Here is a 26,907-nt window from a genome sequence, read left to right as displayed (position 1 = left end):
CGGTGCGTCCACGACGTCTCCGTCTGTCTGCGCCCGGAGGGCCAACCGAGGTCCATGCGGGATGGTCGGGCGGTCATCTGATCGGCTGCACGGTTGAGCAGGGAGAGAGGCGTTTTCCTCTAGGATGAGGCGCATGAACAAAACTTTTGCGTTTCTGCTGACGCTGGGGCTGCTGGGCGGCGCCTCGGCCGCGCCCCTGACCGTGACCGTGCTGCACAGTGACGACCTCCACGGCCACCTCGACCCGGTCAAGGTCGGTCAGAACATGTACGGCGGCTACGCTCGCCAGACCACGTTGATGAAGAAGTACAGCGCCGAGGACGTGAACCCGCTGATCCTCTCGGGCGGCGACACCTTCCAGGGCACGCTGTTCTACAACGTCTACAAGGGTCTGGCCGACGTACTGTTCATGAACCTGATGAACTACCAGGCGATGGCGGTCGGCAACCACGAGTTCGACGACGGCCCCGGCGCGCTGGCGAACTTCATCGACAAGGCCAGGTTCCCGGTGCTGGCGGCCAACCTCGACGTGAGCGCCGAGCCGCTGCTCAAGGACCGCCTCAAGCCCTACGCCGTCCTGAACGTGGGCGGCCAGAAGATCGGCGTGATCGGCGCGGTGACGCCCGACCTGCCCCAGATCAGCAGCCCTGGCCCGAACGTGAAGATGCTCGAACTCATGGACAGCCTGAAGGCGAGCGCCGAGGCCCTCAAGGCCCAGGGCATCGACAAGGTCTTCCTGGTGTCGCACCTGGGCTACACGCTGGAGCAGGAGGTCGCCAAGACCGTCCCCGGTATCGACGTGATCGTGGGTGGGCACTCGCACACCCTGCTGGGCACCTTCGACAATAAGGATTTTCCGGCCAGCGAGGGCCCGTACCCGACCATCGTCCAGAACCCCGACGGCAACCGTACCCTGCTCGTCGCCGCCTGGGAATGGGGCAAGGTACTCGGGCGCCTGAAGGTGAACTTCAACGACGCGGGCGCGGTCGAGAGCTGGGAGGGCAACCCCGTCCCGGTGACGGCCGACATCGCCGAGGACGACACCGCCCGCCGCATGGTGGCGACCCTCAGCGTCCCTATCGCCAATCTGCGCCAGCAGGTCGTGAGCACGGCTGCCGCGCCGCTGAACGGCAACCGCGAGGTGGTGCGCCAGCGCGAGAGCACCATGGCGAACGTCCTGGCCGACGCTGCCCTTGAGGCCGCCGCAAACGCGGGCGCGCAGCTCGCCTTCGTGAACGGTGGGGGCGTGCGAGCCGGCATCGACGCCGGTCCCATCACCTTCGAGGAAGCCATCACCGTGCAGCCCTTCGGCAACACGCTGACGGTCCTGACCCTGACCGGCGCGCAGATCCGGGCCGCGCTGGAACACGGCGTCGCCACCTGGAGCGAGAACAAGGGCCAGTTCCTGCACGTCTCGCGCGGCATGAGCTACACCTTCGACCTCACCCGACCCGCCGGCAGCCGCGTGACGGCCGTGACGCTTGATGGGCAGCCCATAAGCGACACCCAGACCTACAAGGTCGCCACCAACAACTTCACGGCCGGGGGCGGCGACGGCTTCACGATGTTCAAGGGCGCGCCCTCGCTCTCGACCGGCACGCTGGACGTCGACATCCTGGTCAACTACCTCAAGGCCCACCCGAATATCAACGCGCAGCCCGAGGGCCGCATCGTGGTCGTCGGCGCGCCCGCCCGCTGAGCCTGAGTTCGCCCTGACCGGCCGGAGCCGCCCCGCGCGCTCCGGCCTTTTTGTCAACCCGGCCCGAACCGTAAGCGAAGCGGGGCATGGGCGCGCCCGCTTCTGGGTACCCTGGCGCGGTGAATCCTCCGGCTTCCGCTTCGGTTCCTGGCCCGTCCGTCGTGCGGCGACTGTACGGCCTGCTCACGCCGTACCGCCGCACGGTGGCGCTGGGGGCGCTGTGTCTGGTCCTGAGCGTGGCCGCCGAACTGTACCCGCCGCTGGTGTGGGGCCGCGTGGTAGACCGCGGACTGTTGGAGGGCGGACAGGTGCGGCCCGACTGGACCTACATCGGCGGCCAGCTGGCCGTCCTGGTGGCGGTGTTCGGGGTGCAGCAGCTCCTGAGCGCGGTGCGCGGGCAACTGCTCGAGCGCGCCGGGCAGCAGCTCACCTACGACCTGCGGCTGCGGCTGTACCACAAGCTCGCGGGGCAGTCGGCGGCGTATTTCGAGTCGCAGCGCACGGGCGACCTGCTCTCGCGCGTCACGGCCGACGTGGACGGGATCCAGGACGTACTCCTGCGCGGCACCGACGCCGTGCTGGGCAACGCGCTGCGCCTCGTAGGGGTGGTGGGCATCTTCATCGCGCTGCAACCCCTGCTGGGCGTGGTCGTGACCCTGCCCATGCTGGCCGTGGCCCTCATGCTGCGGCGCTACAACGCCCGGGTCCGCCCCAGCTACCGCGCGGCACGTACCCGTCTGGGCGACCTCTCGGCCCTGATCACCGACCGCCTCGCGGGGGTGCGGGTCGTGCAGGGCTTCGCGCGCGAGGCGCAGGAGGAGGCGCGCGTCTCGGCCCTTGGGCGCGACCTGTACGCAGCGGGCGTGGAGGCCGTGAACATCCGCAACCGGACCTTTCCGCTCGTGCGCTTCGTGTCGAACTTCGGTAATGTCCTCATGCTGGGCGGCGGCGTGTGGCTCATCACGCAGGGGCAGTTCACGCTGGGGGGGCTGCTGGCGTACCGGGGCTACGGCCGGTATTTCTTCGGTCCCATCGACGACCTCGTGAATATCAACGACCTGTTGCAGCGCGCCGAGGCGAGCGGCCGGCGGATTTTCCAGGTGCTCGACGCACCCGAGGCGGTTACCGAGCGGCCCGGCGCCCGCGCTCTGCCCACGCCCGTGCGGGGCGAGATCGCCTTCGAGAACGTGACCTTCGGCTACGATCCGGCCCATCCGGTGCTGCGTGAACTGAATCTGCGGGTGGCGGCGGGCGAGCGGGTGGCGCTGCTGGGGGCGTCTGGGGCGGGCAAGAGTACCCTCATCGGCCTGCTCACGCGAACCTACGATCCGCAGGAGGGCGGCGTCACTCTCGACGGCCTGGACGTGCGTGACCTGACCCTGGCCTCGCTGCGCCGCGCGGCGGCCGTCATGCAGCAGGACACCTTCCTCTTCCACGACACGGTGCTGGAAAACGTGCGCTACGCGCGCCCCGAGGCGGATGCTCAGGAGGTGGGGGCCGCGCTGGAGGTCGCCGGAGCGGCCGAGTTCGTCGCGGCGTTGCCGCAGGGCCTGGAGACGATGGTGGGCGAGCGAGGCGTGCGGCTCTCGGGCGGACAGCGTCAGCGCCTTGCTATCGCGCGGGTGTTGCTGGCCCAGCCCGCCGCGCTGCTCCTCGACGAGCCGACGAGTGCGGTGGACGCCGAATCCGAGGCCCTCATCGTCGCCGCCCTGAGCCGCCTCATGCGCGGGCGCACTGCCCTGATCGTCACACACCGCCTCTCGCTGGCGCGGGTGGCCGACCGGGTGGCCGTGCTGGAAGGTGGCCGCATTGTCGAGGAGGGACCGCCCGACGTGCTGCGCGCCCGGGGGGGCCGTTACGCCGCGCTGGAGCAGGCCGCGACGCTGGAAGCGGCGGACGACTAGGCCAGTAACAGGAAGGCGCGGCTGGAGAGGTGCCAGCCCTAGTCCTCCTGCTCTTCCTGCTCCACTTCTCCCAGCGCCGCCCGCGCGTGTCCGCCGGCCGCGTCCAGCCGCGCCTGCGCCGCCCCCGCATCTAGCCCGAGGCGCAGCATCACCACCGCCGTCTTGACCTGACCGTCCGCCGCGGTCAGGGCGGCGCGGGCCCCGGCTTCCGGCGCGCCGGTCGCGTGCTGGACCAGCCGCACGGCGCGGCCCTCCAGCTTGGCGTTCGTGGCGCGCAGGTCCACCATCAGGTTGCCGTAGACCTTGCCCAGACGCACCATCAGGGCGCTCGACAGGGTGTTCAGGGCGATCTTCTGGGCGGTGCCGGCCTTGAGGCGCGTGCTGCCGCTGATGACTTCGGGGCCGGTGTCGAGAGACACGGCGCAGTCGGCCGCCAGCAGCAGCGGCGTGCCGGGGTTGTTCGCCAGCGCGATGCTCAGCGCTCCGGCCGCGCGGGCGGCGCGCACGGCCCCCAGCGCGTAGGGCGTGGTGCCGCTGGCCGCGACCGCGATGAGCACGTCGTCTGGGCCGATCCCTACTCCCCGCACGTCGCGCGCTCCAGCCTCCTCGTCGTCCTCTGCACCCTCAACCGCGCGGCGGATGGCTGCTTCGCCCCCGGCGATCAGCGGGACGGCGCGCTCGGGAGGCCAGGAGAAGGTCGGGGTGAGTTCGGTGGCGTCCAGCACGCCCAGCCGCCCGCTCGTGCCGGCTCCGGCATACACCAGTCGCCCACCGCGCGCGAGGCGGGGAAGCGCCGCCGTGACCGCGCGGGCCAGCGCCGGGGCCGCCGCCTGCACGGCGAGAACGGCGGCGAGCTGGTCGGCGGCCAGTACCTCGACGAGTTCTAGCGGCGACAGGCGGTCGAGGTCGGCGTGGTCGGGATGCACCTGCTCGGTGCGGCGAGGGTCGGTCATGGCTGTTCTCCCGTCAGTAGAAGTGGGGCCAGGAGGGGAGCCGGGGTCAGCTTGCCGGCGCTGACTGCGCGGCGCGCGCCGGTCGTCTGCGGCAGCGTGTTGGCCCAGCCCTGGGCACGGGCGTAGCCCAGAAAGGCGAAGGCCGCCGCTTCGCGCGTGGCGTCGGTCAGCCCCCGCGCTGCCCAGCCCAGGTCCGCGAAGGTGCGCAGCGGCACGGGGGCTAGTGCCCGCGCCAGTTCCTGCATCAGCACCGGGTTACGTGCGCCGCCCCCGGCCACGACGACCTCGTCTGGCGTGCCCGGCACGAAGCGCAGCGCCGCTGCCACCGTCAGCGCCGTGAAGCGGGTCGCCGTGGCGGCGAGGTCGGGCACGCTCAGGCCGCTGTGTGCCTCAGATCCGTGCTGCTCAGGAAGGCCCAGCCGCTCCAGACTCCAGACCTCGCGGCCGGTCGCACGTGGGGGCGCGGCACGGAGTTCCGGGTGGGCCAGCCAGCGCGCCAGGGTGGCCTCGTCGGGGGTGCCGGCCGCCGCCAGCCGCCCGCCCTCGTCGCAGGCCTGGCCCACACGCGCGGCGACTTCGTCCATCAGGCAGTTGCCAGGGCCGGTGTCGAAGGCGACCACGGCGCCCGCGCCCAGGCCCGGCAGGCTGGTCAGGTTGGCGATACCGCCCACGTTCAGCAGCACGCGGTGGCGCTTCGCTTCGGCATACAGCGCCCAGTCGGCGAAGGGCACCAGCGGCGCGCCCACGCCTCCCGCCGCCAGATCGGCCGGACGGAAGTCGGCCACGACGGGCCGTCCGGTGCGCTCGGCAATCACGGCCGCTTCGCCCAGTTGCAGGGTCGCGGCCCGTGCCCAGCCGCGCCCGGCATTGGGCCGGGGGTGATGCTGCACCGTCTGGCCGTGCGAGGCGATCAGGTCGGCGTCTTCCGCCAGCGGCGCGGCGGCGTCAGCCAGCGCCTCGCCCAGCCACCAGTGAAGTTGGGTCAGGTCGGCGGTATCGGCGTCAGCGCGCATGGCCCGCAGCACCGCCTCCCGCAACTCGGGCGCGAACGGCGTGAAGACGTGCGCGACCACCCGCCCGCGCGGCGCGCCAGGGGGCAGTTCCCGGAAGGGAAGGCCAGTGCCCAGTGCCGGCCAGCCCTCCAGCTCCAGCAGCGCGGCGTCAATGCCGTCGGCGCTCGTGCCGCTCATCAGGCCCAGGATACGCGGCGGGCGCGTCCTCCGGGGCGTCACTCGGCATCTCCGGTCAGTTCCATGACGAAGTCGTAGCGGTCGCCCCGGTACCACGCGCGGGCGTACTCGACGGGCTGGCCCCCCGGCGTCCACGACACCCGCTCGGTGACGAGAAGCGCCGCGCCGGCGGGCAGCCCCAGCAGCGCGCCCATCTCGGCGTCGGCGTTCACGGCGCGCAGGTGGCGGATGGCCCGCTGCGGGCGCAGGCTGCGCGCGGCGAGTAGGGCATAGAGGCTCGCGTCGGTCACGTCGGTATCCGTGAGCTCGCCCACCAGCGCGGCGGGCAGGGTGCTCTCCTCGACGGCCAGCGGTTCACCGTTCGCGGTACGCAGCCGCCGCACGCGGTACACGGCCCCCGAGGGCGACAGCCCCAGCGTCAGCGCTTCATGCGCGGTAGGGGGCGTGCGCGTGAAGGCCAGCACCCGCGCGCCGGGGGTCTGTCCCCGCGAACGGGCGTCCTCGGAAAAGGAGTTGAGCAGGCCCAGCGGGCGCGGCGCTCCCTGAGCGGACCGCGCCGTGACGAAGGTACCGCTGCCGTGGCGCCGCGTGAGCAGCCCCGCCTCGGTGAGCTGTGCCAGCGCCTGCCGAACGGTCACGCGCGACACGCCGAGCTGGGCGGCGAGTTCGCGCTCGGCGGGGAGGGCGTGGCCACCGGGCAGCTCGCCCGCCTCGATGCGCCCGCGCAGCCCGGCGGCCACCTGCACGTAAACCGGCGTGGCGCTGCCGGGGTCGAGGGCAAGGTGCCACGCGGCGGCCGGCGCCCCGGCCCTGCGCGGCGCGGGCACAGGAGCAGGCGGCGCCCGGCGGTCCGGCGCAGAGGAGGCTTGAGGCATCGCGGCGACCATACCACTTCAGGACCACTGGCGACCAGACTTGAAATTGGTCCTGAAGTGGTCTTACTCTGGGCAGCGTTAGCGACAACTCTGGGTGCGGCGTCCCGCCTAGCCCTTTCCCCTATCTCGGAGGCCCCTCATGTCCAGCTCTGTGCTCAAGCGTTCCGCGTTCGTCCTGCTCTCGCTCGCCCTGGCCGGCGGCGCCCTCGCCGCGCCCAAGAAGGTCACGGGGTACGGTTCCCTGGGGGTCGTGAACGGCAAGGCCGGCGGCACCTACACCCTGGTGCTGGGCGACAGCCCCCAGAGCCTGAACTACTACGGCGTCATCGACAACAACCTCGGCCTCGTCGCCCAACAGATGTTCGACGGCCTCGTCGAGTTCAACTACGCGACCTACAAGATCGAGCCCGCGCTCGCCGAGAGCTGGACCATCAGCCCCGACGGCAAGGTCTACACCTTCAAGCTGCGCCAGGGCGTCAAGTGGAGCGACGGTCAGGATTTCAACGCCGACGACGTGGTGTTCACCTACAAGAACATCATCATGAATCCCGAGGCCCGCGCGGGCGACGCCGGCAACTTCAAGCTCGACGGCAAGGCCATCGAGGTCCGCAAGGTGGACGCGACGACCGTGCAGTTCACGCTGCCGCGCGCCGCGCCCGCCTTTCTGCTGCAGCAGCGGTACTTCATCATGCCGCAGCACAAGCTCGCCAAGTTCTCGCAGGACGGCGGCGCCAAGGCGGCCGAAATCAACACGGCGTGGCCCAGCAACGTGGCGCCGAGCGAAGTCGTGGGGACCGGGCCCTTCAAGCTGACGGGCTACACCACCGGCCAGAAGGTCACGCTGGCGAAGAACACCAACTACTGGAAGGTGGACGCTGCCGGCACCAAGCTGCCCTACCTGAACACCCTGGAATTCCTGGTCATCCGGGACCCGCAGGCACAGGTGGCGCAGTTCCTGGCCGGGAATCTCGACCAGCTCAACATCTCGGGCGCGCAGTTTCCCGACCTCAAGCAGAAGGAGGTGGCGGGCGCGCCCTTCAAGGTCATCCGCAGCACGGCGCTGTTCGGCAGCCCGCCCTTCGTGGCCTACAACTTCGACGCCAAGGACGCGGTCCTTTCCAAGCTGTTCAGCGACGTGCGTTTCCGGCGCGCCATGCAGGGGGCCGTGAACCGTGAGCGCATCATCGACACCGTATACAACGGGCTGGCGGGCCTGCCGGGCCACGGGGTCGCCCCGGCCAACAAGGCTTTCTACACGAACACCACCCGTCAGCTCGGCACCTTCGACCTCGCCGCGACGAACAAGGCGCTCGACGCTTTGGGCCTGACCCGCAAGAACGCGGCGGGCGTGCGACTGCTGTCCAACGGCCGCCCGCTGGAATTCGACCTGACCTACGGCACCGATTCGAGCGTGTACCCGGCCATGGCGACCATCCTCCAGAGCGACTTCGCCAAGGTAGGCGTGAAGGTCAACCTCAAGGGGATTCTGAGCAGCAAGCTGCTCTCGACCGGCCAGAGCGGCGACTGGGAGATGATCCTGCACGCCTTCGGGGACCAGCCCGACCCCGAACTGCGCCGGCCCATCTGGCAGCCGGGCGGCGCGCTGTACTACTGGCACCGCACGCTGCAACCCGCCCAGGACGGCGGCGCGCCCAACATGGCCCGTATGGCCAGCTGGGAAAAGGACATCTACACCATCTTCAACCAGGCGGCCGTGACCCCCAGCGCCTCGGCGCGCAAGGCGCTGTACACGCGCTGGCAGCTGCTGTTCGCCCAGAACCTGCCGGTGACGCCCATTGCCAAGCCCGAGAACATCGGCGCGGTGAACAACAAGTTCGGCAACTACGTCTACAACCTCGGCGTAATTCCGGGCTACAACCCCGTGCCGCTCATCTTCCAGAAGTAACGCCCGGCGAAGGGACACGCGGCCGGGGAGAGGCTGGGCTGCGCGCCCCTTCTCCCCGGCCGCCCTGTGGCCCGAGCCCTGTCCTGCCCCTGTCCCGGAGGTGCCCATGTCGCCCATCCTGTCCGTTCCGCTCCGCGTGAGTTCGCCTTCGCCGGGCCCTGATCACCCCCCCTTCCTCTCATGCTGACCTTCGCCATCCGCCGCGTGCTGGGCATGATTCCCACCCTGCTCCTGATCTCGCTGGTGTGCTTCGTGGTCATCCAGCTTCAGCCGGGAAGTTTTATCGACCAATACCTCGAAGACCCGCGCGTCACCCGCGAGACGGTGCAGAGCATCACCCGGCAACTGGGCCTCGACCAGCCGCTGTGGGTGCAGTACCTCACCTGGATCAAGGGGATCGTGACGCAGGGCGACTTCGGGTACTCCTTCGTCAACGGCCGCCCGGTCAGCTCGCTCATCTGGGAGCGGCTCGGCTGGACCGTCTTTCTGGCCCTGCTCACCCTGCTCGTGAGCTGGGCAGTCGCTATTCCGCTGGGCATCTACACCGCCCTGAACCGCCACGGCGTCGGCGCGACCGTCATGAATTTCCTGGGCTACGTGAGTCTCGCCACGCCCGACTTTCTGGTGGCGCTGCTGCTCATCGCGCTCGTGCTGGGCACGGGGGGCACGAACGTGGGCGGCCTGTTCAGTCCCGAGTTCATCGACGCGCCGTGGTCGTGGGCGCGGGTGGCCGACCTGCTCGCGCACCTGTGGATTCCGATGATCGCCATCGGGCTCGAGGGGGTCGCCAGCCTCATGCGCCAGATGCGCGCCTCGGTTCTCGACGTGATCAACCAGGACTACGTGCGCACGGCGCGCAGCAAGGGTCTCTCGGGCCGGGCGGTACTGTGGCGGCACGCGGTGCGCAACGCCATCAACCCGCTCATCAGCCTCGCGGGCCTGAGCCTGCCGGCCCTGATCTCGGGCACTATCATCGCCAGTATCGTCCTGAACCTGCCCACCATCGGCCCCTTCCTGTACGACAGCCTGCTCAACAAGGACCAGTACGTCGCCATGACGCTGCTGCTGTTCAGCGCCGTGCTGCTGCTCGTGGGCAACCTCCTGGCCGATCTCGCGCTGGCGTGGGCCGATCCCCGGATCAGGTTCGAATGACCGCCACGCCGTCTTCTTCCGCCGCGCCGCGCGTCCCTGCCCGGCAGTCCCCGCTCGCCCTCGCGCTACGGCGCTTCCGCCGGAGCCGGGTGGGGGTCCTGAGCTTCTGGGTGCTCGTCGTGATGTATACGGTCGCCATTTTCGCGGGCTTTCTTTCGCCCTACGGCATCACCACCCAGCACGAGGAGTACCCGTACCAGCGCCCCCAGGCGGTGCACCTTGTGCACGAGGGTCAGCTGCGTACCCCCTTCGTCTACGGGTTCAAGCGCACGCGCGACCCCGTGACCTTCCTCTCGACCTTCGCCGAGGACAAGACGGCGCCGGTGCCCATCCGGCTGTTCGTGCGCGGCGACGAGTACCGGGTGCTGGGTGTGCTCAGCAGCGACCTGCACCTGTTCGGCGCTCCGGGGGGCAACTACTTTCCGCTGGGGACCGACAAGTTCGGGCGCGACCTGCTCTCGCGGATGCTCGTCGGCTCGCAGGTCAGCCTGACGGTGGGCATCATCGGCATCCTGATCTCCTTTTCCATCGGCATAGTGCTCGGCGGCGTCAGCGGGTATTTCGGCGGCTGGGTGGATAACCTGATCCAGCGCGTGACCGAGGTGCTGCTCTCGTTCCCCCGGCTGCCCATCCTGCTCGCCCTCTCGACCATCATTCCGGCCAAGTGGCCCTCGACCTGGGTGTACCTGGGCATCGTGGCGGTGCTGGCCCTCATCGGCTGGGCGGGGCTGGCGCGGGTGGTGCGCGGGCAGGTGCTCGGCGCGCGCGGCGTGGACTACGTGCAGGCGGCGCGCAGCCTGGGCGCCAGCGACCTGCGCGTGATCCTGCGCCACATCATGCCCAACCTCAGCTCCATCCTCATCGTGACGGCCACGCTGGCCCTGCCTGGCTACATCCTGGGCGAGAGCGCCCTGAGCTTCCTGGGCCTGGGTATCAAGGAACCCATGACGAGCTGGGGTCTGCTGCTGCGCGACGCGCAGAACTTCGAGACCCTGAACCTCTATCCCTGGCTGCTGCTGCCGGGACTGATGATCGTGATCTCGGTGCTCGCCTTCAATTTCCTGGGCGACGCCCTGAGAGACGCGGCCGATACCCAGAGCCGCTGAGAGAGTCCCCCGCCGCCGTGCGGGGGTTCTCTTGTGGCGGCCCCGAGGAGGACCCATGGGACTAAGGCCCCGCTGGAACGGCCGGCGCCCTGGTCCCGGCCCTCGACCTCTCCGCTGTGTGTGGTCTGGGTGATGGGCTGGCCGAGCGCCCGGCCGAACCCAGAAGCCGGCGCCGTGACGCCCGCGCCGGACCCCGCGCTGCCCCGAGCGTGGGCGCGCACGCTAGACTTCAGGGTAATGATTGATGTGGACACCACCTGGCAGCAGGCATGTGCGGCCCTTGCCAGTGACGAGTACGACACGGCGTTCGGCGTGCTGGAAGGCGCGATGCGTGAAGCCCGCCCCCCGGCGCGCGCCCGCATCGCGCTGTACCTCGCCTCGGCGCAGGCCCTGTACGGCGATCCTGGCGTGGCCGATGTCCGCAAGGCCCTGAACGTCGCCCTAGCCCTGGACCCCGCCCTCGCGGCCGACCCGCTGCTGCGCGCCCTGGACGCCGAGCTTGCTGCCCGCGCGCAGGGCGAGGAGGCCGCGCCCGCCGCCGCCGACCTACGTACCGACCCCTCGCCCCTGGTGCGCTTTCACACCCTGTGTGCGCTGGCGCTCGCCGGGCACCCACAGGACGCCCTGGACCTCACCCTGACCCCGGCCGAGCTGCCCGAGCACCTGCGCTGGCGCCTGCGGTCGTGGCAGGCCGACGCCCACGAGGCGCTGGGCGAGTTCCAGGAGGGCGCGCACCTGTATGCCGAAGCCGCGCACCTGGCCCAGGGCCTGAACCGCGCGGTCATGCTTCAGGAGCAGGCGGCCCTGCTGCTGCAACTCGGGCAGCCCGAGGAGGCCGCGCGCGTGCTGGAGCAGGCGCGCGCGCTCTACACCGGCCGCGACCCCGAAGAAGAGTTGAACCTCGCCACCTGGCAGTACCTCCAGGCCCAGGCGCTGCTGGGGCAGGGACAGCCCGAGGCGGCCCTGAGCGCCATCGAGGAGGCCGCGCGTCTGGAGGCCCGGCAGGGCGAACACAGCTACGGCGTGGCCCTGGTGCGCGGGCAGGTGCTGACCCACCTGGGCCGGCAGGAAGGCGCCCTGAGCGCTTTCGAGCAGGCGCTCAAGCTCGCCTCGCCCGGCGACCAGCCCTATGCCAACCACGAACTCGGCGTGGCCCTGCTGGACCTCGACCGGCCCGTCGAGGCGCGAGAGAAACTCGAAGCGGTCCTGAGCGACCCTGAGTATCCCTACCTGCCCGAGGTGCTGGCCGACGTGGCCGAGTGCGACTACCGCCTGGGCCGCCTGCCCGAGGCGCAGCAGACGGCCGAGCAGGCGCTGGCGCAGGGCGCGGTCATTCCGGCGAGTCTGGTGCTGGGCAATGTGGCGCTGGACTACTACCACCTCGACGACGCGCTCGAGCACTACGAGCGCGTGGTGCGCGAGGCCGCCCCCGAGAGCCGCGACTGGGTGACGGGTCACCAGATGGCGGCCGACGTTATGGCCCAGCAGGGGTTCTCCGACCCCGCCGCCGCCTACGCGCACGCCCAGCAGGCGCTGGCCCACACCCCCGAGAGCGACGACTGGTACGTGACCCTGCAAGACCACCTGCGCCGCGCGGGCGAGCTGATGGGCAGCGCGCGGGGCCGCACACTGAACTAGGCCCAGGCAGGGGAGACGCCGCATGAACCCACCCAATTCCATGCATCCCGACGAACGCGCCCTGAAGTTGACCCGCGCGCTCCAGGACTATGACCTCGATACGCTGCTTCCGCTTCTCGAAGCCGATCTGCGCTGGCCGCGCAAACAGCTGCACAGCAACCTGCGGCTGATCTTCGCGGCGGCGCAGCAGAGCGGCGTGAACCTTCTGCGGCCGCCCGACGATTTCCAGGCTTGGCTTCAGGCGCCGCTGCGCGAGACCGTGCGCGGACCGGGCACGGCCAAGATCAACACCATCACGGCCCGGCTCTCGACCCTGTCCCAGCTCTACAATGTCCTGATGGATGAGGGCCTCGTGCTGCGCCATCCTCTGCGCGGCCTAGAGCGCCCTGCCACGCAGCGCACCCCCGACACCCTGCCAGCGCGGGAGGACATCGTGCGCCTGCTCGTGCACGCCGAGGACGACCCCGCGCTGCACGCCGCCCTCACCCTGATGTACCACCACGCCGTACAGGTCGCCGAGCTGATCGCCCTGCGCTGGCCCGCCTTTCTGCACGCGGACGGCACGCTGCTGCGCCGCCGGACCGTGACCAGGCTCGACGAGGCGAGCTACCGCGCCCTGGACCGCCTGATGGCCGCGGCCGGGGGGCCGCTCGCGGAGCCGCAGGGGCGCGTCTTTCCGTACGACAACAACGACGCCCTGCGGACCCGCATCTTTCAGGTGTCCCGCGCGGCGGGAATCTCGTTCATCAACCCGGCGCGGCTGCGCAAGGCGGCCCTGCGCGACTTCGTCCTCACGCCGGACCAGGCAGGCTTCATAGGGGCCCAGACCTTCGAGCTGGCCCGCGCGCTGGCCCAGGGTCTCTCTCCGGAAGGCGACGACTAAGCCGGCGCCCGGCAGGGCAGCTTTCTTGAAACTTGACTAAATTGGTTGGAATACAGCAGGATAGCGCCACTGCGTCCTGGCGGCCCTTTGTGGCTGCACGCCGCGCGAGGAGCCTATATATGCCCAGAATGAAGATTGCCCTGTCCTTTGCCGCCCTCGCGCTGGCGGCGACCGCCTCCGCGCAGACCCTGACCATCAAACACGATGAGGGGACCACGCAGGTCAAGGCCAACCCCCAGCGGATCGTCGTGATGGACGAGGAGTCGCTGGGCTGGATCTCGGCGCTGGGCCTGTCGAACCGCGTCGTGGGCCTGGCGAGCACATACATCACGCCTGCCGACGTGACCGGCACGGTCGTCAAACCGGCCGTGCTGCGCGAGGGCTTTTTTGGCCGCGCCCGGCTCGGTAATCCCGCCTATGTGGGGGACTGGCAAAAGCCCAGCCTGGAAACCATCACCGCCCTGAAGCCCGACCTCATCGTCCGGCTGACCTGGGAAGGCAATCAGAACTACGACAACCTGAGCAGGATCGCCCCAGTTCTGGGGTACAAGGAAAGCGGCGCCGGCTTCTGGCAAAAGGGCCTTCGCGATCTGGCCCGGGTCTTCGGCAGACAGGTGCAGGCCGAACAGGTGATCAAGGAGGTCGCCGACACCAACCGCGCCAATGCTCGCAAGCTGCTGGCGGCGGGCGTGTTCGGCAGGTACCCCAAGGTGATCGTGGTGGCGCCTTTCACGGGCGGCAACAACTGGGTCTATACGGCGACCCGCCTGATCCCCGACCTTCAGGCCCTGGGATTCAAGAACGCCTACCGCCCCGGCAAGACCGTTCTAGGCGTCGGCGAGCAGATCAGCGACGAGGCGCTCCTAGGCCTGGACAAGCAGACCCTGGTCGTGTTGTTTCCTCCAGGTGGCAAGTTCAACGGCGCCGAGGCCTTTCTGAAAACCCCCGTCGGCCAGCGGCTCGCGGCCCAGAGCGTGGTGTACGTGCCCGAAGACTACAGCCCCTACAGCGGTCCCCTGGTGTCGGTACGCAACAGCAACGAGATGACCAAGTTGATCCTGGAGAAGACCAAATGAACAAGCCTGCGCTGCTGCTCGCCGCCCTGAGTCTATCCGTCGCCTCCGCGCAGACCCTGCCCATCAAACACGACGAGGGGAACACGCAGGTCAGGGCCAACCCCCAGCGCGTGGTCGTTCTGGACGAGGAGATGCTGGGCTGGATGTACGCCCTGGGCCTGGGAAACCGTGTGGTGGGCATCGGTGGCCCCCGCGTGCAGCCGTCGGACTTCACGGCGGCAGGGACCATCAAGCCCGACCGTGCGAAGGTGGGCTTTCTGGGGCGTGGCGCGCTGAATCCGGCCGCCAAATTCGTGGGCACCTGGACCGCGCCCAACCTGGAGACCATCGCCGCCCTCAAGCCTGACCTGATCCTGCGCTCGACCTGGGCGGGCAACCAGAACTACGACAACCTGAGCAAGATCGCCCCGACCATCGGGTACGCCGAGGCTCAGCCGACCTACTGGCAGACCAGCTTCCGGGCGCTGGCCCGCGTCTTCGGCAAGCAGGTGCAGGCCGAGACGGTCATCAAGGGCGTGGCCGACACCAACCGCGTCAACGGCCAGAAGCTGCTCGCGGCGGGCGCCTTCCGCAAGTATCCCAAGGTCGTGGTGATCTCGCCCTTCCCCGGCGGCACCACCTACGTCAACTCGGCCAAGCGGGTTATCGACGACCTCAAGGCCCTGGGGTTCAGCGACGCGCTGACCGGCCGTGCCAAGACCACCCTGGGCGTGGCTTCGGTCATCAGCGACGAGGTGCTCCTCAATCTCGACAAGAGGACCCTGGTGGTCGTGCTGCCCCCCAGCCGCGACGACAGCGCCCTCGCGGGGTTCCTGGCCTCGGCGGTCGGCCAGCGCCTCAAGGACCAGCTCCTGCCCTACGAGATGGAGCAGTTCTCGCCCTGGACGGGGCCGCTCGTGTCCACCAAGGTCAGCGGCGACCTGACCCGCCTGGTGCTGGAGAAGGTGAAGTGACCCTGCGGCTGCGCCACGTCGCCCTTGCCCTCGCGCTCGCCAGTCTGGGGGGCGCGGGCCACGCCTTGACCGTTCCGCACCTGATGGGCCAGACCGAGCTGGCGAAAGTGCCCAGACGGATCGTGGTGCTGGAATTCGGCTTCATGGACGCGCTGGCCAGACTGGGGGTCAAGCCGGTGGGTATCGTGGCAGACGGCGACAAGGCCGATCAAGTCCTGCCTCATCTGTGCCGGTTCTACCCGCCGGGCAGCGTGACCGTCGTGGGCAACCGCCACGCCCCGAGCCTGGAGAAGATCCTGGCCCTCAAGCCCGACCTCATCATCGCCGACGAGGAAGACCACAAGCAGCTGTACGCGCAGCTCAGCCGGATCGCGCCGACGCTACTGTTCCGGTCATACCGGGGCAGCTACGCCGACCAGCTCGAGCAGTTCAGCCTGATCAGCCGGGTGGTGGGCCGTGAGGGCCTGGGGCGCACTGTCCTGACCGAACACCGGGTGCTGCTCGACCGCGCCAGGGCCAGCAGCCGACCGGCGGCCGGCCGGACCGCTGTGGGCGTGCTGGCACCGACCGGATTTTTTGTCCACAGCGACCGCAGCTACGTGGGCAGTCTGCTCGGGGCTCTGGGGCGCGACAATCCTGTCGGCAACCGGGACGGTCAGACGCAGTACGTCCTCAGTGCCGAGGGCCTGCTGGCCCTGAACCCCGACACCCTGATCGTGCTGTACAACCCCGAGGACGAGGCGTTGTTCCAGAAGTGGCGCAGCGGCCCGCTGGTCCGCGCCCTGAACGCCGCCAGGGCCAACCGGGTCTACGCCTTCAACCGGGACGCTTGGGCCAAGGGCCGGGGTGTCATCGGTCTGGAGGGCATTCTCAACGACGTTATTCGCAGCCGCGTTCTGAGCGGCGAGGGGCAGGGCAGATGAAGCGGAACACGAACAGGAGGCTGGCACTGGGCCTGAAGTCGGGACGCCTCTACCCACTGAATGCACAGACCCGGACCTTCGGCGGCCCGCTCTCGGCGCCGACCCTCGCGGGCGAGATCAGCCGCGTGGTGCTGGGACGTTAGGTTCACATGACTTCTGTTTCTTCTCCTCCGGCTCCCCGACTCGCCCTGTGCGCCGACCTGTCGCGCGCGGCCAACGAGGACCCCATCGCCACCGCGCCGCACTGGCAGGAACTCACCGTTCTGGAGCTCGACGTACCGGTGTGGGCCCGCCTACGCGACGTGGCGAACTGGACCCCACAGCAGAGCGGCCTGTTCGAGCGCCTGCGCGACAAGGTCGAGGCCAGCGGCGCCGGCTTCGGGCTCTTGATGTCGGCGCCGCTCACACGGGGCACTCCACTGGCCGTGCGCCACTACGTACGCGCGGGCGGAGGCTACGCGCGGCGCGACTACGTCTCTGAGCTGCCGCAGGACGCCTGGGCCGATGGCCTGATCGACACCCTGCTGGAGCCCGGGCGCCTGACCGCGTGGACCCCCCGTGAGGTGCCGGCGCAGGGCGTGGACCTGCACGTCTGTACCCACGGCACGGTGGACGCGGCCTGTGGGCGCTACGGCGTGCCGGTGTATCACGCGCTGCTGGCCGGCGGCGAGCGCGGCTGGCGCACGGGGCACTTCGGTGGGCACCGGCTGGCGGCCACGGCCGTCGAACTGCCTTCGGGCCTGCTGTGGGCGCACCTGACCCCCGAGCTTTCCCTCAAGATCGCCCGGCGTGAGGGCCACCCTGCCGACTACGTCCGGTATCTGCGCGGCTACAGCGGCCTGCCGGCGCTGGCGCAGGTCGTGGACCGCGAACTGCTCGTGCGCCGGGGATGGTCCTGGCTGGACGCAGACCGGCAGGCCGAGGTGCGCGGCGAGGCCGTCCACCTCACCTACCGCCTACCTGCGGGCGGGGGCGGCGAGGTCTGGGCGACCGTCAAGCCCGCGCCGAGCCTGCACCTGCCGGGCTCGAGCCACAAGCCCGACCTGTCGGAGGTGCGCCAGTACCGACTGGGCGAGTGGCACGAACGCGCGGTGAGGCCGTGAGTCGACCGCTGTGGCTGGTCCTGGGCGCTGCGGCCCTGGTCACGGCGCTCATCGCCTCGCTCGCCCTGGGCGCCAGTGAGATTCCGTGGCGCGAGGTCCTGCGGCTGCTGCGCTCTCCCGACGACACGACCAACAGTCTGGTCATCCAGACCATCCGTATGCCGCGCACGCTCGTCGCCGCGCTGGCCGGCGCAGGACTGGGCGTCTCCGGGCTGCTGCTCCAGGGCGTGACCCGCAATCCCCTGGCCGACCCCGGCATTCTGGGCGTCGAGGCGGGCGGGGCCTTCGCCATCCTGATGATGGTCGTGTTCTTTCCGGGCGCGCCCTCGGCGCTGTTCGTGCCGGCGGCCTTCCTGGGCGGCCTGCTGGCAGCGGCGGTGGCCTACGGTGTGGCGCGCAGCATCGGGGCCACGCCGCTGCGGCTGGCGCTGGCGGGTGTGGCGATCGCCAGCCTGATCGGCGCGGGCACCCGCACGGTCCAGATCCTGTTCGAGGAACGCGCCCAGGGCGCCCTGTTCGCCCTCTCGGGGTCGGTCGCCGGGCGCACCTGGGAGCAGGTGTCACAGGTCGCGCCCTGGATGCTTGCCGGGCTGCTGCTCGCCGTGCTCGTCTCGCCGCGCGTGAACGTGCTGTCGCTGGGCGAGGACGTGGCCCGCAGCCTGGGCGCCCGCACCGAGCGCGACAGCCTGATCGTGACCGGTCTGGGCGTGCTGCTCGCGGCGGCCTCGGTCAGCGTGGTCGGGCCCATCGGCTTTGTGGGCCTCATCGTGCCGCACGCCGCGCGTACCCTGGTCGGGCCGGACCACCGGTTCAGCGTGCCTCTCGCGGCGCTGCTGGGCGCGGCCTTCCTGGTCGTGGCCGACATCGCTGCCCGGCTCGTCGACCGCCCCGCCGAGACCCCGGTGGGGGTGCTCGTCGCGGTGGTCGGCGCACCCTTCTTCGTCGTGCTGGCCCGCCGCATTGGCCGCCGCTGAGCTTCTCGTTCCCTTTCCTTCCGGAGACTTCCACCATGCACAGACGTTCCCCGCTGCCCCTCCTGCTCGCCGCCCTGCTGGGCACCCATGCCGCGGCGGCCCCCGTGACCGTCAAGCACGAGCGCGGCACCCTGACCCTCCCGGCTCCGGCGGCGCGCGTGGCCGCCCTGGAATACTCCTTCGTGGACACGCTGCTGGCCCTGGGCGTGCGCCCGGTCGGCGCGGCGCTGGGCACCCAGGGCGGTGACCGGGGCGCGCCCCCCTACCTGCGGGCCCAGGTGCGCGGTATTCCGGCGACCGGCAGCCGCGCCCAGCCTAGCCTGGAGGCGCTCGCCGCCGCCCGCCCCGACCTGATCCTGGCCGACGCTTTCGTGCACAAGGACACCTCCGTGCAGTTCGCACGGCTGGCGCCTACCGCCGACTTCCAGAGCCGCCGGGGCAGTCTGGCCGACCTGAATGCCCAGACGCTCGCCATCGGGCAGCTCGTGGGGCGTGAGGCCGCCGCCCGCCGCCTGCTGGCCGATCAGGCGTCGCTGAACGCCAAGGCCCGGGCCTTCGCCAAAAAGGGTGCCCCCGCCTTCGTGGCCGCCGTGGTCACGCCGGGCAGCTTCACGGTGCACACCGACCAGAGTTTCGTGGGTAGTTTTCTGGAGGCGCTGGGACGTAAGAATCAGCTTGCTCCTCGGGGCGACCAGACCCAGTACGGACTGTCGCTGGAGGGTCTCGTTGCCCTGAATCCGGCGTCGCTCGTGCTGTTCACCGCGCCGGACGAGAAACCCATCACCGACACCTGGAAACAGAGCCCGCTGTGGCAGCGCCTGAGCGCCGTGCAGCGCGGCCGGGTCTACGTGTTCGACCGCGACGACTGGACGCGGGGGCGCGGTCCGCAGGCCCTGAAATTGATGGTCGCACAGACCATCCGCAGCCGCTTCCTGCAAGACGCCGCTCCGGCGACGGGCTTCGGCACTCCGTGACCACGCCGCGCCTCCCCGGACCGCGCTTTACCACCCCGCGCGCCGTGGGCATCATGCTGGTCCTCGCGGGGATCACGGTGCTGCTCGCCGTGCTGGCCCTGGGACTGGGGGCCGTGCGCACACCGCCTGCCGACGTGTGGCAGGTGCTGCTCGGACGCGGGGACGACCTCACCCGGCAACTCGTACTGGAGCTGCGCGCCCCGCGTATCGCGGTGGCCCTGCTGACCGGGGCCATGTTCGCGGCCTCGGGCGCCATGATGCAGGGCGTGATCCGCAACCCGCTCGCCTCGCCCGACCTCATCGGGGTGGGGGCGGGGGCGGGACTGGCCGCCACCATCTTTCTGCTCGCGTGGCCGGGCGCGCCGGCGGGCGGCCTGCCCTGGGCCGCGCTGGCCGGGGCCTGGGGGGGCTTCGGGCTCGTGCTCCTGCTGGCGCGCGAGTGGAGGGGCAGCAACAGCCTGCATCCGGTCCGTCTCGCGCTGGTCGGCGTGGCGGTCGCGGCGGCACTGGGCGCGGCGCAGCAGCTCATCATCGTGCGGGCACCCGACGGCCTGGGCGCCGCCCTGAGCTTCCTGACCGGCACGGTCTACGGCGCCGACAGCGTGCGCGCCCTGCGGGTGCTGCCCTGGGCGCTGGTGCTGCTGCCGGCCGGCGTGCTCCTCTCACGCACGCTGGATATCCTGAACCTCGGTGAAGACCTCGCCACCAGCCTGGGCACCCGCGTCGCGGCCATGCGTCTGTTGTGCCTGGCGGTCGCCGTCGCGTTGGCCGGGGCCGCCGTGACGGGGGCGGGCATCCTGGGCTTCGTCGGTTTGCTGGCGCCGCACCTCGCCCGGCTGCTGGTGGGGGCGCGGCATGGTCGGCTGCTGCCGGTCGCCATGCTCATCGGTGCGCTGCTCGTGCTGGCCGCCGACACGCTGGGCCGGGCGCTGCTGCCACCCATTGAGGTGCCCGCCGGCATCTTCACCACGCTGGTGGGCGCGCCCTACTTCCTGTACCTCCTGCGGCGCTCCGCATGACCTGGGGCACAGCATGACCCCCGAGGAGTCCCCCATGACCCACATTCCTGCACCCCTGGGCGCCCCTGCGCCCTCATTGCCTTCTCCACTCTCGACCGACAAGCTCCGGCTCGGCTACGGCCAGACCGTCATCGTGCCGGACATGAACCTGGAACTCGCGGGCGGCAAGGTCACGAGCATCATCGGCCCCAACGGCTGCGGCAAGAGCACTCTGCTGCGTGCCCTGGCCCGTCTGCTGCCCACCTCCAGCGGCCACGTGCAGCTCTACGGTCAGGCGCTGCACAGCCTGCCCGCCAAGGAGATCGCCCGGCGGCTGGCTATCTTGCCCCAGGGGCCGACCGCGCCCGAGGGCCTGTCGGTCGAGGAGCTCGTGTGGTTCGGGCGCCATCCCCACCAGGGCCGATTCCCGGTGCGCCGCGAGGAGGACCGGGAGGCGGTCGTCTGGTCGCTGGCCCAGACCGGCATGACCATCTTCGCGGGCCGGCCGCTCGAAGCCCTCTCGGGCGGACAGCGCCAGCGCGCGTGGATCGCCATGAGCCTCGCGCAGCAGACCGACATCCTGCTGCTCGACGAGCCGACCACCTACCTCGACCTCTCGCACCAGCTCGAGGTGCTGCAACTCGCGGGCCGCCTGAACACCGAGCAGGGCAAGACGGTCGTGATGGTGCTGCACGACCTCAACCAGGCCGTGCGCTACAGCGACGAGATCGTGGCGATGCACGGCGGCGAGGTCTACGCCCAGGGACGTCCCGAGGACGTGCTGACCCCCGAACTCCTGCGCGATGTATTCGGCCTGCGCGCCCACATCCTCTCGGACCCCGATACGGGTCGGCCGTACATCATTCCGTATGCGCTGACGCGCTGAGCAATGGAACGGAGGCGGGAGCGACTGGCTCCCGCCTCCTGCCTTGTCCGGCGTCCGCTCAGGCGGTTTTACGCAGGCGGCCTCGCAGAAGCGCCGGGGCCTGCGCCGCCGCGAGACGCACCAGCGCGTCCATCTTGTACGGGCTGGCCTCCAGGTGCACGGGAATCCCCAGCCCGGCGGCGGCCTCGCTGCACGCCGGACCGATGCTCACCACGGCCATGCGCGACAGGGCCGAGCGCGTCTCCGCGAGCAGCTTCATGCGCTCGGCGTACTTCAGGAAGTGCAGCGCCTGGATACCGCTGGACAGCAGCAGCACGTCCGGCCCGCCGAGCACGCAGTCGCGCACGGCCTGGGCCAGCGGCGCGCTGTCGGCGGGAAAGGCGCAGCGGTACAGCGGCAGGCTGCTCACGCGCATGCCGGCGTAGCTCAGTTCGCGGGCCGTCAGGGCGGGCATGGCCTCGCCGTATTCGAGCACGGTGGCGTGCTGGCCCGGTTCCAGGGTCCGCAGCAGCGCGGCCTGGATTCCGTCCCAGTCGGTTCCCAGCGGATCGGGGCCTGCCCGGAGGGCCTGGGCTTCCAGGCCCGCCTCCTCCAGTACCCCACGCGCTGCTCGCCCGCCCAGCAGGTGAGTGCTGGTCAGAGCTTCCGGGCCACTCTCGCCGCGCGCCGCGAGCTCACGCAGAAACAGCCGGGTGGCCGCGGCGCCGGGGCACACCACCGCGTGAGTGTCGCCGGCGGCGAGGTCCCGCCCGAACCCGGCCAGCGCGCCGCTCAGGTCGAGCTTCTGCTCGCGCATGCTGGGCGCCATCACCGCCTGCCCGCCGTGCGCCCGGATCAGCCGTTCCATCTCTTCGGTGCGCCGCGATTCCAGACTCAGGATCTGCAGACCTTCAAACCATTCCATACGTGACCTCGGGGAGCGGGGGAGAACATCGGCCGCGCGAGCTGCGGCGGCCCTCGCAGGTTGCGGTCCCCGGAGGGACCACACCCGCTGGTCCCTATTCAGCATGATTTTTTGCAACTTGTCAAACTTTTCTCTCTCAATTTGCAGATAAAACCCTAAAACCTGCAAAAATAGTCTGAGATGCTGGCCTCCCCTGGCATTCGCCATCCCTTCGCTGCGGGCCACGACAAAGCGCCGCCGGAACGGGTCCGGATCGGCGCTGGATAGAGTGAGGTGTGGTTAGAACTTGGGGAAGCGGGTGAGCCTGAAGGGCGTTTCGGGCGTGCCGCCCTGCAACTTGTCGAGCTGGCCCTGCGGGACGATCAGGTCGCCGCCGATGGCGCTCAATGTGGTCGGGAAGCGCAGGCCGGTGACAGGTTCCTCAGCCATGACCTGACCGCTGGCGTAGTCGGCGCCCAGCATCACCTTGCTGATGATCCCGTCCTTGTTGCGCGAGACATACAGCGTGCGGCCGTCAAGGAGCATGCCGTCGCCGTTGTTCAGGCCGCCCATCACCCTGCGAATGGCCTTGCTGCGCAGGTCGATGCGCCACAGGTCACCGGTGTTGAGCTGCACGGCGAGCAGGTAGCGACCGTCGGGCGTCGCCACGACGCCGTTGAGGTTGATGCCCGGCCCGTAGCGGATGGGCGTGCCCGCGAGGTTGAGCCACTCGCTGATCTTGAGGTCGGGGGTCACGCGGTAGATGGCCGGACGCGACGAGTCGGTCACGTACACGTTGCTATCGGCGGCGGGGGTGAGGTCGTTGATGTAGGCGTTCGGGCTCTTGGGGGTCTCGAGAACGGCCACCGGAGCGCCGTCAGGGCTCAGGACGCTCACGGTGCCCTGCGCGCCTCCCGCGATCCACAGGCGGCCCTGCGCGTCCACCTTCAGGCCCAGGGCGCTCGCCCGGCCCAGCGCGCCGCCCTCGCTGAACTTGCTGACTGCGCCGGAAGCGGCATTGACCGCGTAGATGGTGCCGTTCTGCGCGCTGCCGGTGTAGACCACGCCCTTTCTGGCGTCGTAGGCCACGCCTTCGGGGAAGTCCTGCACGCCCGGCAAGACGTAGTCCCGCGTCGCGTAGTTCGTGCGGGTCAGGACGGCGCAGCGTTCGCGCGCGCCGGTCAGGCCCGAGGGGTCGGACTTGTAGTCGTCGGGCTGCGCGTGGATGACCAGCGAGCGGTTCAACACGCCGTCCATGCCCGTCAGGCTGGCCTTGTCGGTCATGAAGGTGGCGCGTCCCACTCCGTCGGCGCCCACGCTCAGCATGGGCAGGTCGCCGCCGTGTCCGACCATGTTCGGCGCGGCCGGCGAGTCGTGGTTACCGGTCTTGCCGGGGTCGAAGTGCCCACCCGCCCCTCCGAACGCGACGACCGTATTCGTGGCCGCGTCCACGCCCGGCGTGCAGCGCCCGAACTCGTGAACGTGCATTCCGTGCTGTCCGGGCTTCAGGCCGCGCGCCTCGACGCTGACCTGCACGCCCATGCCCATCTGGCGCAGGGTCACCGTGCCCTGCGCCGCGCCCTGCGGGTCACGCAACGTGCCGCTGGCCGCGAGCGCCGTGCTGGCCGGGGCCAGCGCCATCATGGGCATCCCTGCCCCACCGGCCGCGGCCGTCCCCAGCAACAGCGCGCCGCCCAGAATCATCTTCAGGCTGCTCATGTCATTGCCCCCCGGTGTAGCGCACGCGGTAGATGACGCCGCTCTGGTCGTCGGTGAACAGCAGGCTGCCGTCGGTGTAGGTCGCCACGCCGGCCACCCGTCCGAACTGTTTCCATTCGCCGCCTTCCTCGTACACGAATCCGGTCACGAACGGCTCGATCTTCTCGGGCTTGTTGTCTGCGCCGAAGACCAGACGGGCGATCTCGTAGCCGCTGGGTTCGTTGCGGTTCCACGAGCCGCGGTAGGCGATGAAGGCGTCGTTGCGGTACTCGGCCGGGAAGGCGGTGCCCGTGTAGAAGTTCATGGCGATGGCGGCGGCGTGCGCCGTGTAGTTCAGGACGCTGCCCTGGGTGCCCGCGCAGTAGGCGGCCTTGGTTATCTTGCCGGGAATGTTGCCCACATTCACGTAGGGGTCGGGCTGCTTGTCGCCGTAGCAAAAGGGCCAGCCGTAGTTCTTGCCCCGCTCAATCACGTTGATCTCTTCGGGCGGGATGTTGTCGCCGTGCCAGTCGCTGCCCTGGTCGGCGCCGTACAGCACGCCCGTCGCCGGGTGCCAGCCGAAGCCGATGGTGTGGCGCAGGCCGCGCGCATAGACCTCACGGGTCTTGCCGTCGGGCGAGAGGCGCAGCATCGTCGCTTCCTCGGGGTTCTGGGTGGGCGAGTCGTTGTTCGTCGAGCCGAAGGTGGCGTACATGAACCCGTCCGGTCCCCAGGCGAGGTCGCGCGCCGGGTGCTGACCCGCGTCGGGGAAGCCGTCGGCGAAGACACGCGGCACGCTCAGGCCGCCGTCCTTGGACATCGTCATGACCCAGATGGTCTTCTCGCCGACCACGTACAACTTGCCGTCCCGCACGTCCATGCCGTGGGCGGCCTTCATGTTCTGCGCGACCTGGCGGCGTTCGGCCGGGCTGATCTGGCCGTCGCCGTTGGCGTCTTTCAGATACCACACGTCGCCCTGCGCGCGGCGCGAGAGGTAGATGCCGCCGTCAGGCATCACATGCATCATGCGCGCGTTGCCCAGGCCGGTCGCCATGGTGCTGATGGTAAAGCCGGCCGGCACCTTCAGCCGGGCGAGCTTGTCGGCCGTGAATTCCAGCGGCGTGGGCTCGTTGCGGGTGACGGTTGCGGTCGCGGGCGGCTCGGCGGGCGCAATGGGCCGCGCGACGGGAGGCGGCGTGACGGGAGACTGGGCAGGGGTCTGCTGAGCAAGGGCCGTTCCAGGCAAGACGCCAAGAAGGGCCGCCGTCAGGGCGGTCAGGGTGGGGTGTCGCATGGGTTATCGTGGCCTCCGGAGTGCAGCGTCCCAGAAAGTGCCTGTGCCCAAGTGCGGCCCCGCTACCTTCTGAGCCGAGCGTTAAGCGCACCGGAAGGTGTCACGCAAAAAATTAGTTGTCAAAACTCAGACAAGTTAGTTGTCACTGACGCTGACAGGTAATTCTTTGCAGATTGACAGGTAATTCTTTCAACCAAACGGCCTCGCGCTCTCATATCGGACTCTCATATTTTAAGGGTTTCCAAAAGGCGAAAGCGCCCCCACCAATCGGCGGGGGCGCTCGCTTTGGCGGTCGCTAGCTTAGCGTCTCGCCTCGGTGGTAAAGCTCTGCCCGCCGCCGCGCTTGTACGTCGCCACGGCGCTCAGGTTGCTGCCCTTCATCGGCAGGATGAAGTTCTTCCCAGCGGGCAGCGTGGGCACGGTGCAGAGGATGTCCCGTCGCTCGACGTGGCAATAGCTCGGCGCATTGACTCGCAGCCCCTCCCCCGACACCTTGACGACCAGGTCAAAGGCGTCGAGCTTGCCCGCGCTGAAACCCAGCACCGCGTCCTTGCCCGTCTGGAAGCCGAGCACGGCCTGCCCAGGATCGGGGACGCTGGCCTGTACGAACGCCGTGGGCGCACACCCGGCGAGCCCTAGTGCCCCGATCACCGTGAACACCAAGAGGCGCCTCACTGCACGCCGCCTTCGGCCACGTCGCTGGCTTCCACGACCGGAGCAACTGGGGTCGCGCTGGCACCCGGCAGCGGCACCGCTTCAGGGCCGAACGCCCGCTGGAAGGCCGACTCGATCAGGGCGGCCAGCCCCGGCCTGCTGAGGAACGGCAGCAGCCACGGCTGCACCTGGTCTGGCAGCGTGGCCTTCACCGCCACGACCAGCGCCGTCTGGGCGATGACCGCGCGGGGCACGCCATAGAAGATGCCCTTGAGTTCCTGGGCACTGCGCACCGCCACGTCGGCCACCTGCTCCAGCTCGCCCAGCGTGAAGGGCGGCTTGAGCAGCTCCTGCGCCTTGGTGTGCAGCTCGGGCAGGTATATGTCCGCCCAGGCTTCGAGCTGTGCGGTCTGCGGGGCGGTGCTCGTCAGTGCCAGAGCAGCGGTGAGGCCGGCAAGAAATCCCACTTTGTTCATGTGCCCTCCAGGGCGGCCACCTGCCGGGGCAGGTGACTGGGAAGCGGCCAGCGACGTGCGCGGGCCTGAGCGGATTGAGACGCGCACAGGGCGCGGACGGACCTAGGGGAAGACGAGGAAGGGCGGCTCAGGCCACTCAGGCAGCTCGTCCAGGTACTCGACGCACGTGCGCCCGGCGTGGCCGTGGATGCGCTCGACGTGCTCGATGCAGTCGTAGAGGGCCGTGCTGCACGAGTTCACGCACCAGCGCATAGCGACGTGGCCGTCTGTGAAGACGACGCCCTGGGCGACGTGGCCGGTGCCGCTCGACCCGGACACGTCCTCAGCGCGGACCAGCCTGAACCGCCTCACGTGCGGGCTTAGAGCGCCGCCGCGATGGCGTCGGCCACCGGGCGCAGCATGGTGAGGCGTGCCTCGCGCCCTGCTGTACCCGTGGGGGGCGCGTGCCGGATGCTGTCCAACTCCAAGAGCACCGAGGGCTTGGCGTCGGGGAAGGCGTCGATGTAGAGGCCGTTGAAGCGCGACGAGCTGCTCGGCTTGACCCAGCGGCCGGGGCATTCGCGCAGGGCGGGCAGAACCTTCTCCGCAAACTTCCGGCTGGCCTTGCCCGGCGCGTAGTACACGCCGCTCATGGGCTGGGCATTCTTGAAGACTATGTCGTAATGCAGCGAGATCAGGGCCACCGCCTTAAGGCCCTCGGCCATGCGGA

26 protein-coding genes are annotated in these 26,907 nt (G+C 69.9%); 16 read left to right on the top strand and 10 right to left on the bottom strand.

Translation table 11 applies throughout. The features are described from left to right. The first annotated feature begins 133 nt into the window (after positions 1–133). Positions 134–1,699, top strand: coding sequence for a bifunctional UDP-sugar hydrolase/5'-nucleotidase (locus tag ASF71_RS10890; RefSeq protein WP_056299529.1), 1,566 nt, complete (start codon positions 134–136; stop codon positions 1,697–1,699). A gap of 119 nt (positions 1,700–1,818) precedes the next feature. Beyond that, positions 1,819–3,603, top strand: a complete 1,785-nt coding sequence (locus tag ASF71_RS10885; protein WP_156372741.1) for an ABC transporter ATP-binding protein — start codon at positions 1,819–1,821, stop codon at positions 3,601–3,603. A gap of 38 nt (positions 3,604–3,641) precedes the next feature. Here ASF71_RS10885 and murQ read toward each other — a convergent pair whose 3' ends face one another. Genes murQ through ASF71_RS10870 form a run of 3 tightly spaced genes read right to left on the bottom strand, consistent with a single transcriptional unit; the run spans position 3,642 to position 6,621 of the window. Further along, positions 3,642–4,556: an N-acetylmuramic acid 6-phosphate etherase gene (murQ, locus tag ASF71_RS10880; protein ID WP_056299522.1), complete on the bottom strand. Its 915-nt coding sequence runs from the start codon at positions 4,554–4,556 to the stop codon at positions 3,642–3,644. Then, positions 4,553–5,788: an anhydro-N-acetylmuramic acid kinase gene (locus ASF71_RS10875; RefSeq protein WP_255354733.1), complete on the bottom strand. Its 1,236-nt coding sequence runs from the start codon at positions 5,786–5,788 to the stop codon at positions 4,553–4,555. Before ASF71_RS10875 ends, murQ begins: the two co-directional genes overlap by 4 nt. After that, positions 5,785–6,621: a GntR family transcriptional regulator gene (locus ASF71_RS10870; protein ID WP_082505973.1), complete on the bottom strand. Its 837-nt coding sequence runs from the start codon at positions 6,619–6,621 to the stop codon at positions 5,785–5,787. Before ASF71_RS10870 ends, ASF71_RS10875 begins: the two co-directional genes overlap by 4 nt. A gap of 139 nt (positions 6,622–6,760) precedes the next feature. Between ASF71_RS10870 and ASF71_RS10865 the strand changes: the two genes are divergently transcribed. The 14 genes from ASF71_RS10865 (at position 6,761) to ASF71_RS10805 (ending at position 21,193) form a co-directional block, all read left to right on the top strand. Further along, a complete protein-coding gene (locus ASF71_RS10865; protein WP_056299514.1) occupies positions 6,761–8,527 on the top strand; it encodes an ABC transporter substrate-binding protein in 1,767 nt (588 codons plus the stop codon). A 180-nt stretch (positions 8,528–8,707) separates the two neighbouring features. Next, the gene (locus tag ASF71_RS10860) at positions 8,708–9,679 is read left to right on the top strand and encodes an ABC transporter permease (RefSeq protein ID WP_056299509.1); all 972 of its coding nucleotides are present in this window, start codon (positions 8,708–8,710) and stop codon (positions 9,677–9,679) included. Then, positions 9,676–10,785, top strand: coding sequence for an ABC transporter permease (locus tag ASF71_RS10855; RefSeq protein ID WP_056299506.1), 1,110 nt, complete (start codon positions 9,676–9,678; stop codon positions 10,783–10,785). The genes ASF71_RS10860 and ASF71_RS10855 overlap by 4 nt, the downstream gene beginning before the upstream one ends. 237 nt (positions 10,786–11,022) lie before the next feature. Beyond that, a complete protein-coding gene (locus ASF71_RS10850; RefSeq protein WP_056299501.1) occupies positions 11,023–12,423 on the top strand; it encodes a tetratricopeptide repeat protein in 1,401 nt (466 codons plus the stop codon). Between the two features lie 22 nt (positions 12,424–12,445). Then, positions 12,446–13,306, top strand: a complete 861-nt coding sequence (xerC, locus tag ASF71_RS10845; RefSeq protein WP_056299497.1) for a tyrosine recombinase XerC — start codon at positions 12,446–12,448, stop codon at positions 13,304–13,306. Between the two features lie 119 nt (positions 13,307–13,425). Further along, a complete protein-coding gene (locus tag ASF71_RS10840; protein ID WP_156372740.1) occupies positions 13,426–14,382 on the top strand; it encodes an iron-siderophore ABC transporter substrate-binding protein in 957 nt (318 codons plus the stop codon). Next, entirely contained in the window at positions 14,379–15,335 is a 957-nt protein-coding gene (locus ASF71_RS10835; RefSeq protein WP_056299491.1) for an ABC transporter substrate-binding protein, read from the top strand. Before ASF71_RS10840 ends, ASF71_RS10835 begins: the two co-directional genes overlap by 4 nt. Further along, positions 15,332–16,258, top strand: coding sequence for an ABC transporter substrate-binding protein (locus tag ASF71_RS10830; RefSeq protein WP_235514343.1), 927 nt, complete (start codon positions 15,332–15,334; stop codon positions 16,256–16,258). Before ASF71_RS10835 ends, ASF71_RS10830 begins: the two co-directional genes overlap by 4 nt. Beyond that, the gene (locus tag ASF71_RS23705; RefSeq protein WP_156372739.1) at positions 16,255–16,401 is read left to right on the top strand and encodes a hypothetical protein; all 147 of its coding nucleotides are present in this window, start codon (positions 16,255–16,257) and stop codon (positions 16,399–16,401) included. Before ASF71_RS10830 ends, ASF71_RS23705 begins: the two co-directional genes overlap by 4 nt. A 6-nt stretch (positions 16,402–16,407) precedes the next feature. Beyond that, positions 16,408–17,361 carry a sucrase ferredoxin gene (locus ASF71_RS10825; protein ID WP_056299486.1) on the top strand — a complete coding sequence of 318 codons (954 nt, stop codon included), beginning with the start codon at positions 16,408–16,410 and terminating at the stop codon, positions 17,359–17,361. Further along, positions 17,358–18,335, top strand: a complete 978-nt coding sequence (locus tag ASF71_RS10820; RefSeq protein WP_056300475.1) for an iron ABC transporter permease — start codon at positions 17,358–17,360, stop codon at positions 18,333–18,335. The genes ASF71_RS10825 and ASF71_RS10820 overlap by 4 nt, the downstream gene beginning before the upstream one ends. A 35-nt stretch (positions 18,336–18,370) precedes the next feature. Further along, positions 18,371–19,309, top strand: coding sequence for an ABC transporter substrate-binding protein (locus ASF71_RS10815; protein ID WP_056299483.1), 939 nt, complete (start codon positions 18,371–18,373; stop codon positions 19,307–19,309). A gap of 53 nt (positions 19,310–19,362) precedes the next feature. Next, positions 19,363–20,328, top strand: a complete 966-nt coding sequence (locus tag ASF71_RS10810; protein ID WP_056300471.1) for an iron ABC transporter permease — start codon at positions 19,363–19,365, stop codon at positions 20,326–20,328. Positions 20,329–20,362: 34 nt separating this feature from the next. After that, positions 20,363–21,193: an ABC transporter ATP-binding protein gene (locus ASF71_RS10805; protein WP_056300467.1), complete on the top strand. Its 831-nt coding sequence runs from the start codon at positions 20,363–20,365 to the stop codon at positions 21,191–21,193. A gap of 58 nt (positions 21,194–21,251) precedes the next feature. Here ASF71_RS10805 and ASF71_RS10800 read toward each other — a convergent pair whose 3' ends face one another. The 7 genes from ASF71_RS10800 to ASF71_RS24510 form a co-directional block, all read right to left on the bottom strand. Next, positions 21,252–22,097 carry a uroporphyrinogen-III synthase gene (locus ASF71_RS10800; RefSeq protein WP_056299480.1) on the bottom strand — a complete coding sequence of 282 codons (846 nt, stop codon included), beginning with the start codon at positions 22,095–22,097 and terminating at the stop codon, positions 21,252–21,254. Between the two features lie 279 nt (positions 22,098–22,376). Next, positions 22,377–23,795, bottom strand: a complete 1,419-nt coding sequence (locus tag ASF71_RS10795; protein ID WP_056299478.1) for a superoxide dismutase family protein — start codon at positions 23,793–23,795, stop codon at positions 22,377–22,379. Position 23,796: 1 nt separating this feature from the next. After that, complete coding sequence (locus ASF71_RS10790) at positions 23,797–25,068, bottom strand: sorbosone dehydrogenase family protein (protein WP_056299475.1); 1,272 nt, start codon at positions 25,066–25,068, stop codon at positions 23,797–23,799. Positions 25,069–25,368: 300 nt separating this feature from the next. Then, a complete protein-coding gene (locus ASF71_RS10785) occupies positions 25,369–25,743 on the bottom strand; it encodes a hypothetical protein (protein WP_056299472.1) in 375 nt (124 codons plus the stop codon). Beyond that, entirely contained in the window at positions 25,740–26,198 is a 459-nt protein-coding gene (locus ASF71_RS10780) for a hypothetical protein (RefSeq protein WP_056299469.1), read from the bottom strand. Before ASF71_RS10780 ends, ASF71_RS10785 begins: the two co-directional genes overlap by 4 nt. A 102-nt stretch (positions 26,199–26,300) precedes the next feature. Beyond that, on the bottom strand, positions 26,301–26,549 hold the full coding sequence (locus tag ASF71_RS10775) for a hypothetical protein (RefSeq protein ID WP_056299465.1): 249 nt from the start codon (positions 26,547–26,549) through the stop codon (positions 26,301–26,303). A gap of 8 nt (positions 26,550–26,557) precedes the next feature. Next, positions 26,558–26,907, bottom strand: a 350-nt coding sequence (locus tag ASF71_RS24510) for a hypothetical protein (RefSeq protein ID WP_200939695.1), incomplete at its 5' end; no start/stop codon positions are given.

The sequence above is a fragment of the Deinococcus sp. Leaf326 genome (genome assembly GCF_001424185.1).
Taxonomy (GTDB): Bacteria; Deinococcota; Deinococci; order Deinococcales; family Deinococcaceae; genus Deinococcus.
Note: the sequence above shows the minus strand (reverse complement) of the source record. Positions and strands in the feature narration are given on the sequence as shown.

Bases quoted from the DNA above. Each gene is read 5' to 3' on its own strand.
- ASF71_RS10835 (WP_056299491.1), top strand. From the start codon at position 14,379: ATGAACAAGCCTGCGCTGCTGCTCGCCGCCCTGAGTCTATCCGTCGCC.
- ASF71_RS10800 (WP_056299480.1), bottom strand. From the start codon at position 22,097: ATGGAATGGTTTGAAGGTCTGCAGATCCTGAGTCTGGAATCGCGGCGC.
- xerC (WP_056299497.1), top strand. From the start codon at position 12,446: ATGAACCCACCCAATTCCATGCATCCCGACGAACGCGCCCTGAAGTTG.
- ASF71_RS10840 (WP_156372740.1), top strand. From the start codon at position 13,426: ATGCCCAGAATGAAGATTGCCCTGTCCTTTGCCGCCCTCGCGCTGGCG.
- ASF71_RS10870 (WP_082505973.1), bottom strand. From the start codon at position 6,621: ATGCCTCAAGCCTCCTCTGCGCCGGACCGCCGGGCGCCGCCTGCTCCT.
- murQ (WP_056299522.1), bottom strand. From the start codon at position 4,556: ATGACCGACCCTCGCCGCACCGAGCAGGTGCATCCCGACCACGCCGAC.
- ASF71_RS10825 (WP_056299486.1), top strand. From the start codon at position 16,408: ATGACTTCTGTTTCTTCTCCTCCGGCTCCCCGACTCGCCCTGTGCGCC.
- ASF71_RS10805 (WP_056300467.1), top strand. From the start codon at position 20,363: ATGACCCACATTCCTGCACCCCTGGGCGCCCCTGCGCCCTCATTGCCT.
- ASF71_RS10890 (WP_056299529.1), top strand. From the start codon at position 134: ATGAACAAAACTTTTGCGTTTCTGCTGACGCTGGGGCTGCTGGGCGGC.
- ASF71_RS10850 (WP_056299501.1), top strand. From the start codon at position 11,023: ATGATTGATGTGGACACCACCTGGCAGCAGGCATGTGCGGCCCTTGCC.
- ASF71_RS23705 (WP_156372739.1), top strand. From the start codon at position 16,255: ATGAAGCGGAACACGAACAGGAGGCTGGCACTGGGCCTGAAGTCGGGA.
- ASF71_RS10790 (WP_056299475.1), bottom strand. From the start codon at position 25,068: ATGCGACACCCCACCCTGACCGCCCTGACGGCGGCCCTTCTTGGCGTC.
- ASF71_RS10855 (WP_056299506.1), top strand. From the start codon at position 9,676: ATGACCGCCACGCCGTCTTCTTCCGCCGCGCCGCGCGTCCCTGCCCGG.
- ASF71_RS10810 (WP_056300471.1), top strand. From the start codon at position 19,363: ATGCTGGTCCTCGCGGGGATCACGGTGCTGCTCGCCGTGCTGGCCCTG.
- ASF71_RS10815 (WP_056299483.1), top strand. From the start codon at position 18,371: ATGCACAGACGTTCCCCGCTGCCCCTCCTGCTCGCCGCCCTGCTGGGC.
- ASF71_RS10860 (WP_056299509.1), top strand. From the start codon at position 8,708: ATGCTGACCTTCGCCATCCGCCGCGTGCTGGGCATGATTCCCACCCTG.
- ASF71_RS10865 (WP_056299514.1), top strand. From the start codon at position 6,761: ATGTCCAGCTCTGTGCTCAAGCGTTCCGCGTTCGTCCTGCTCTCGCTC.
- ASF71_RS10795 (WP_056299478.1), bottom strand. From the start codon at position 23,795: ATGAGCAGCCTGAAGATGATTCTGGGCGGCGCGCTGTTGCTGGGGACG.
- ASF71_RS10780 (WP_056299469.1), bottom strand. From the start codon at position 26,198: ATGAACAAAGTGGGATTTCTTGCCGGCCTCACCGCTGCTCTGGCACTG.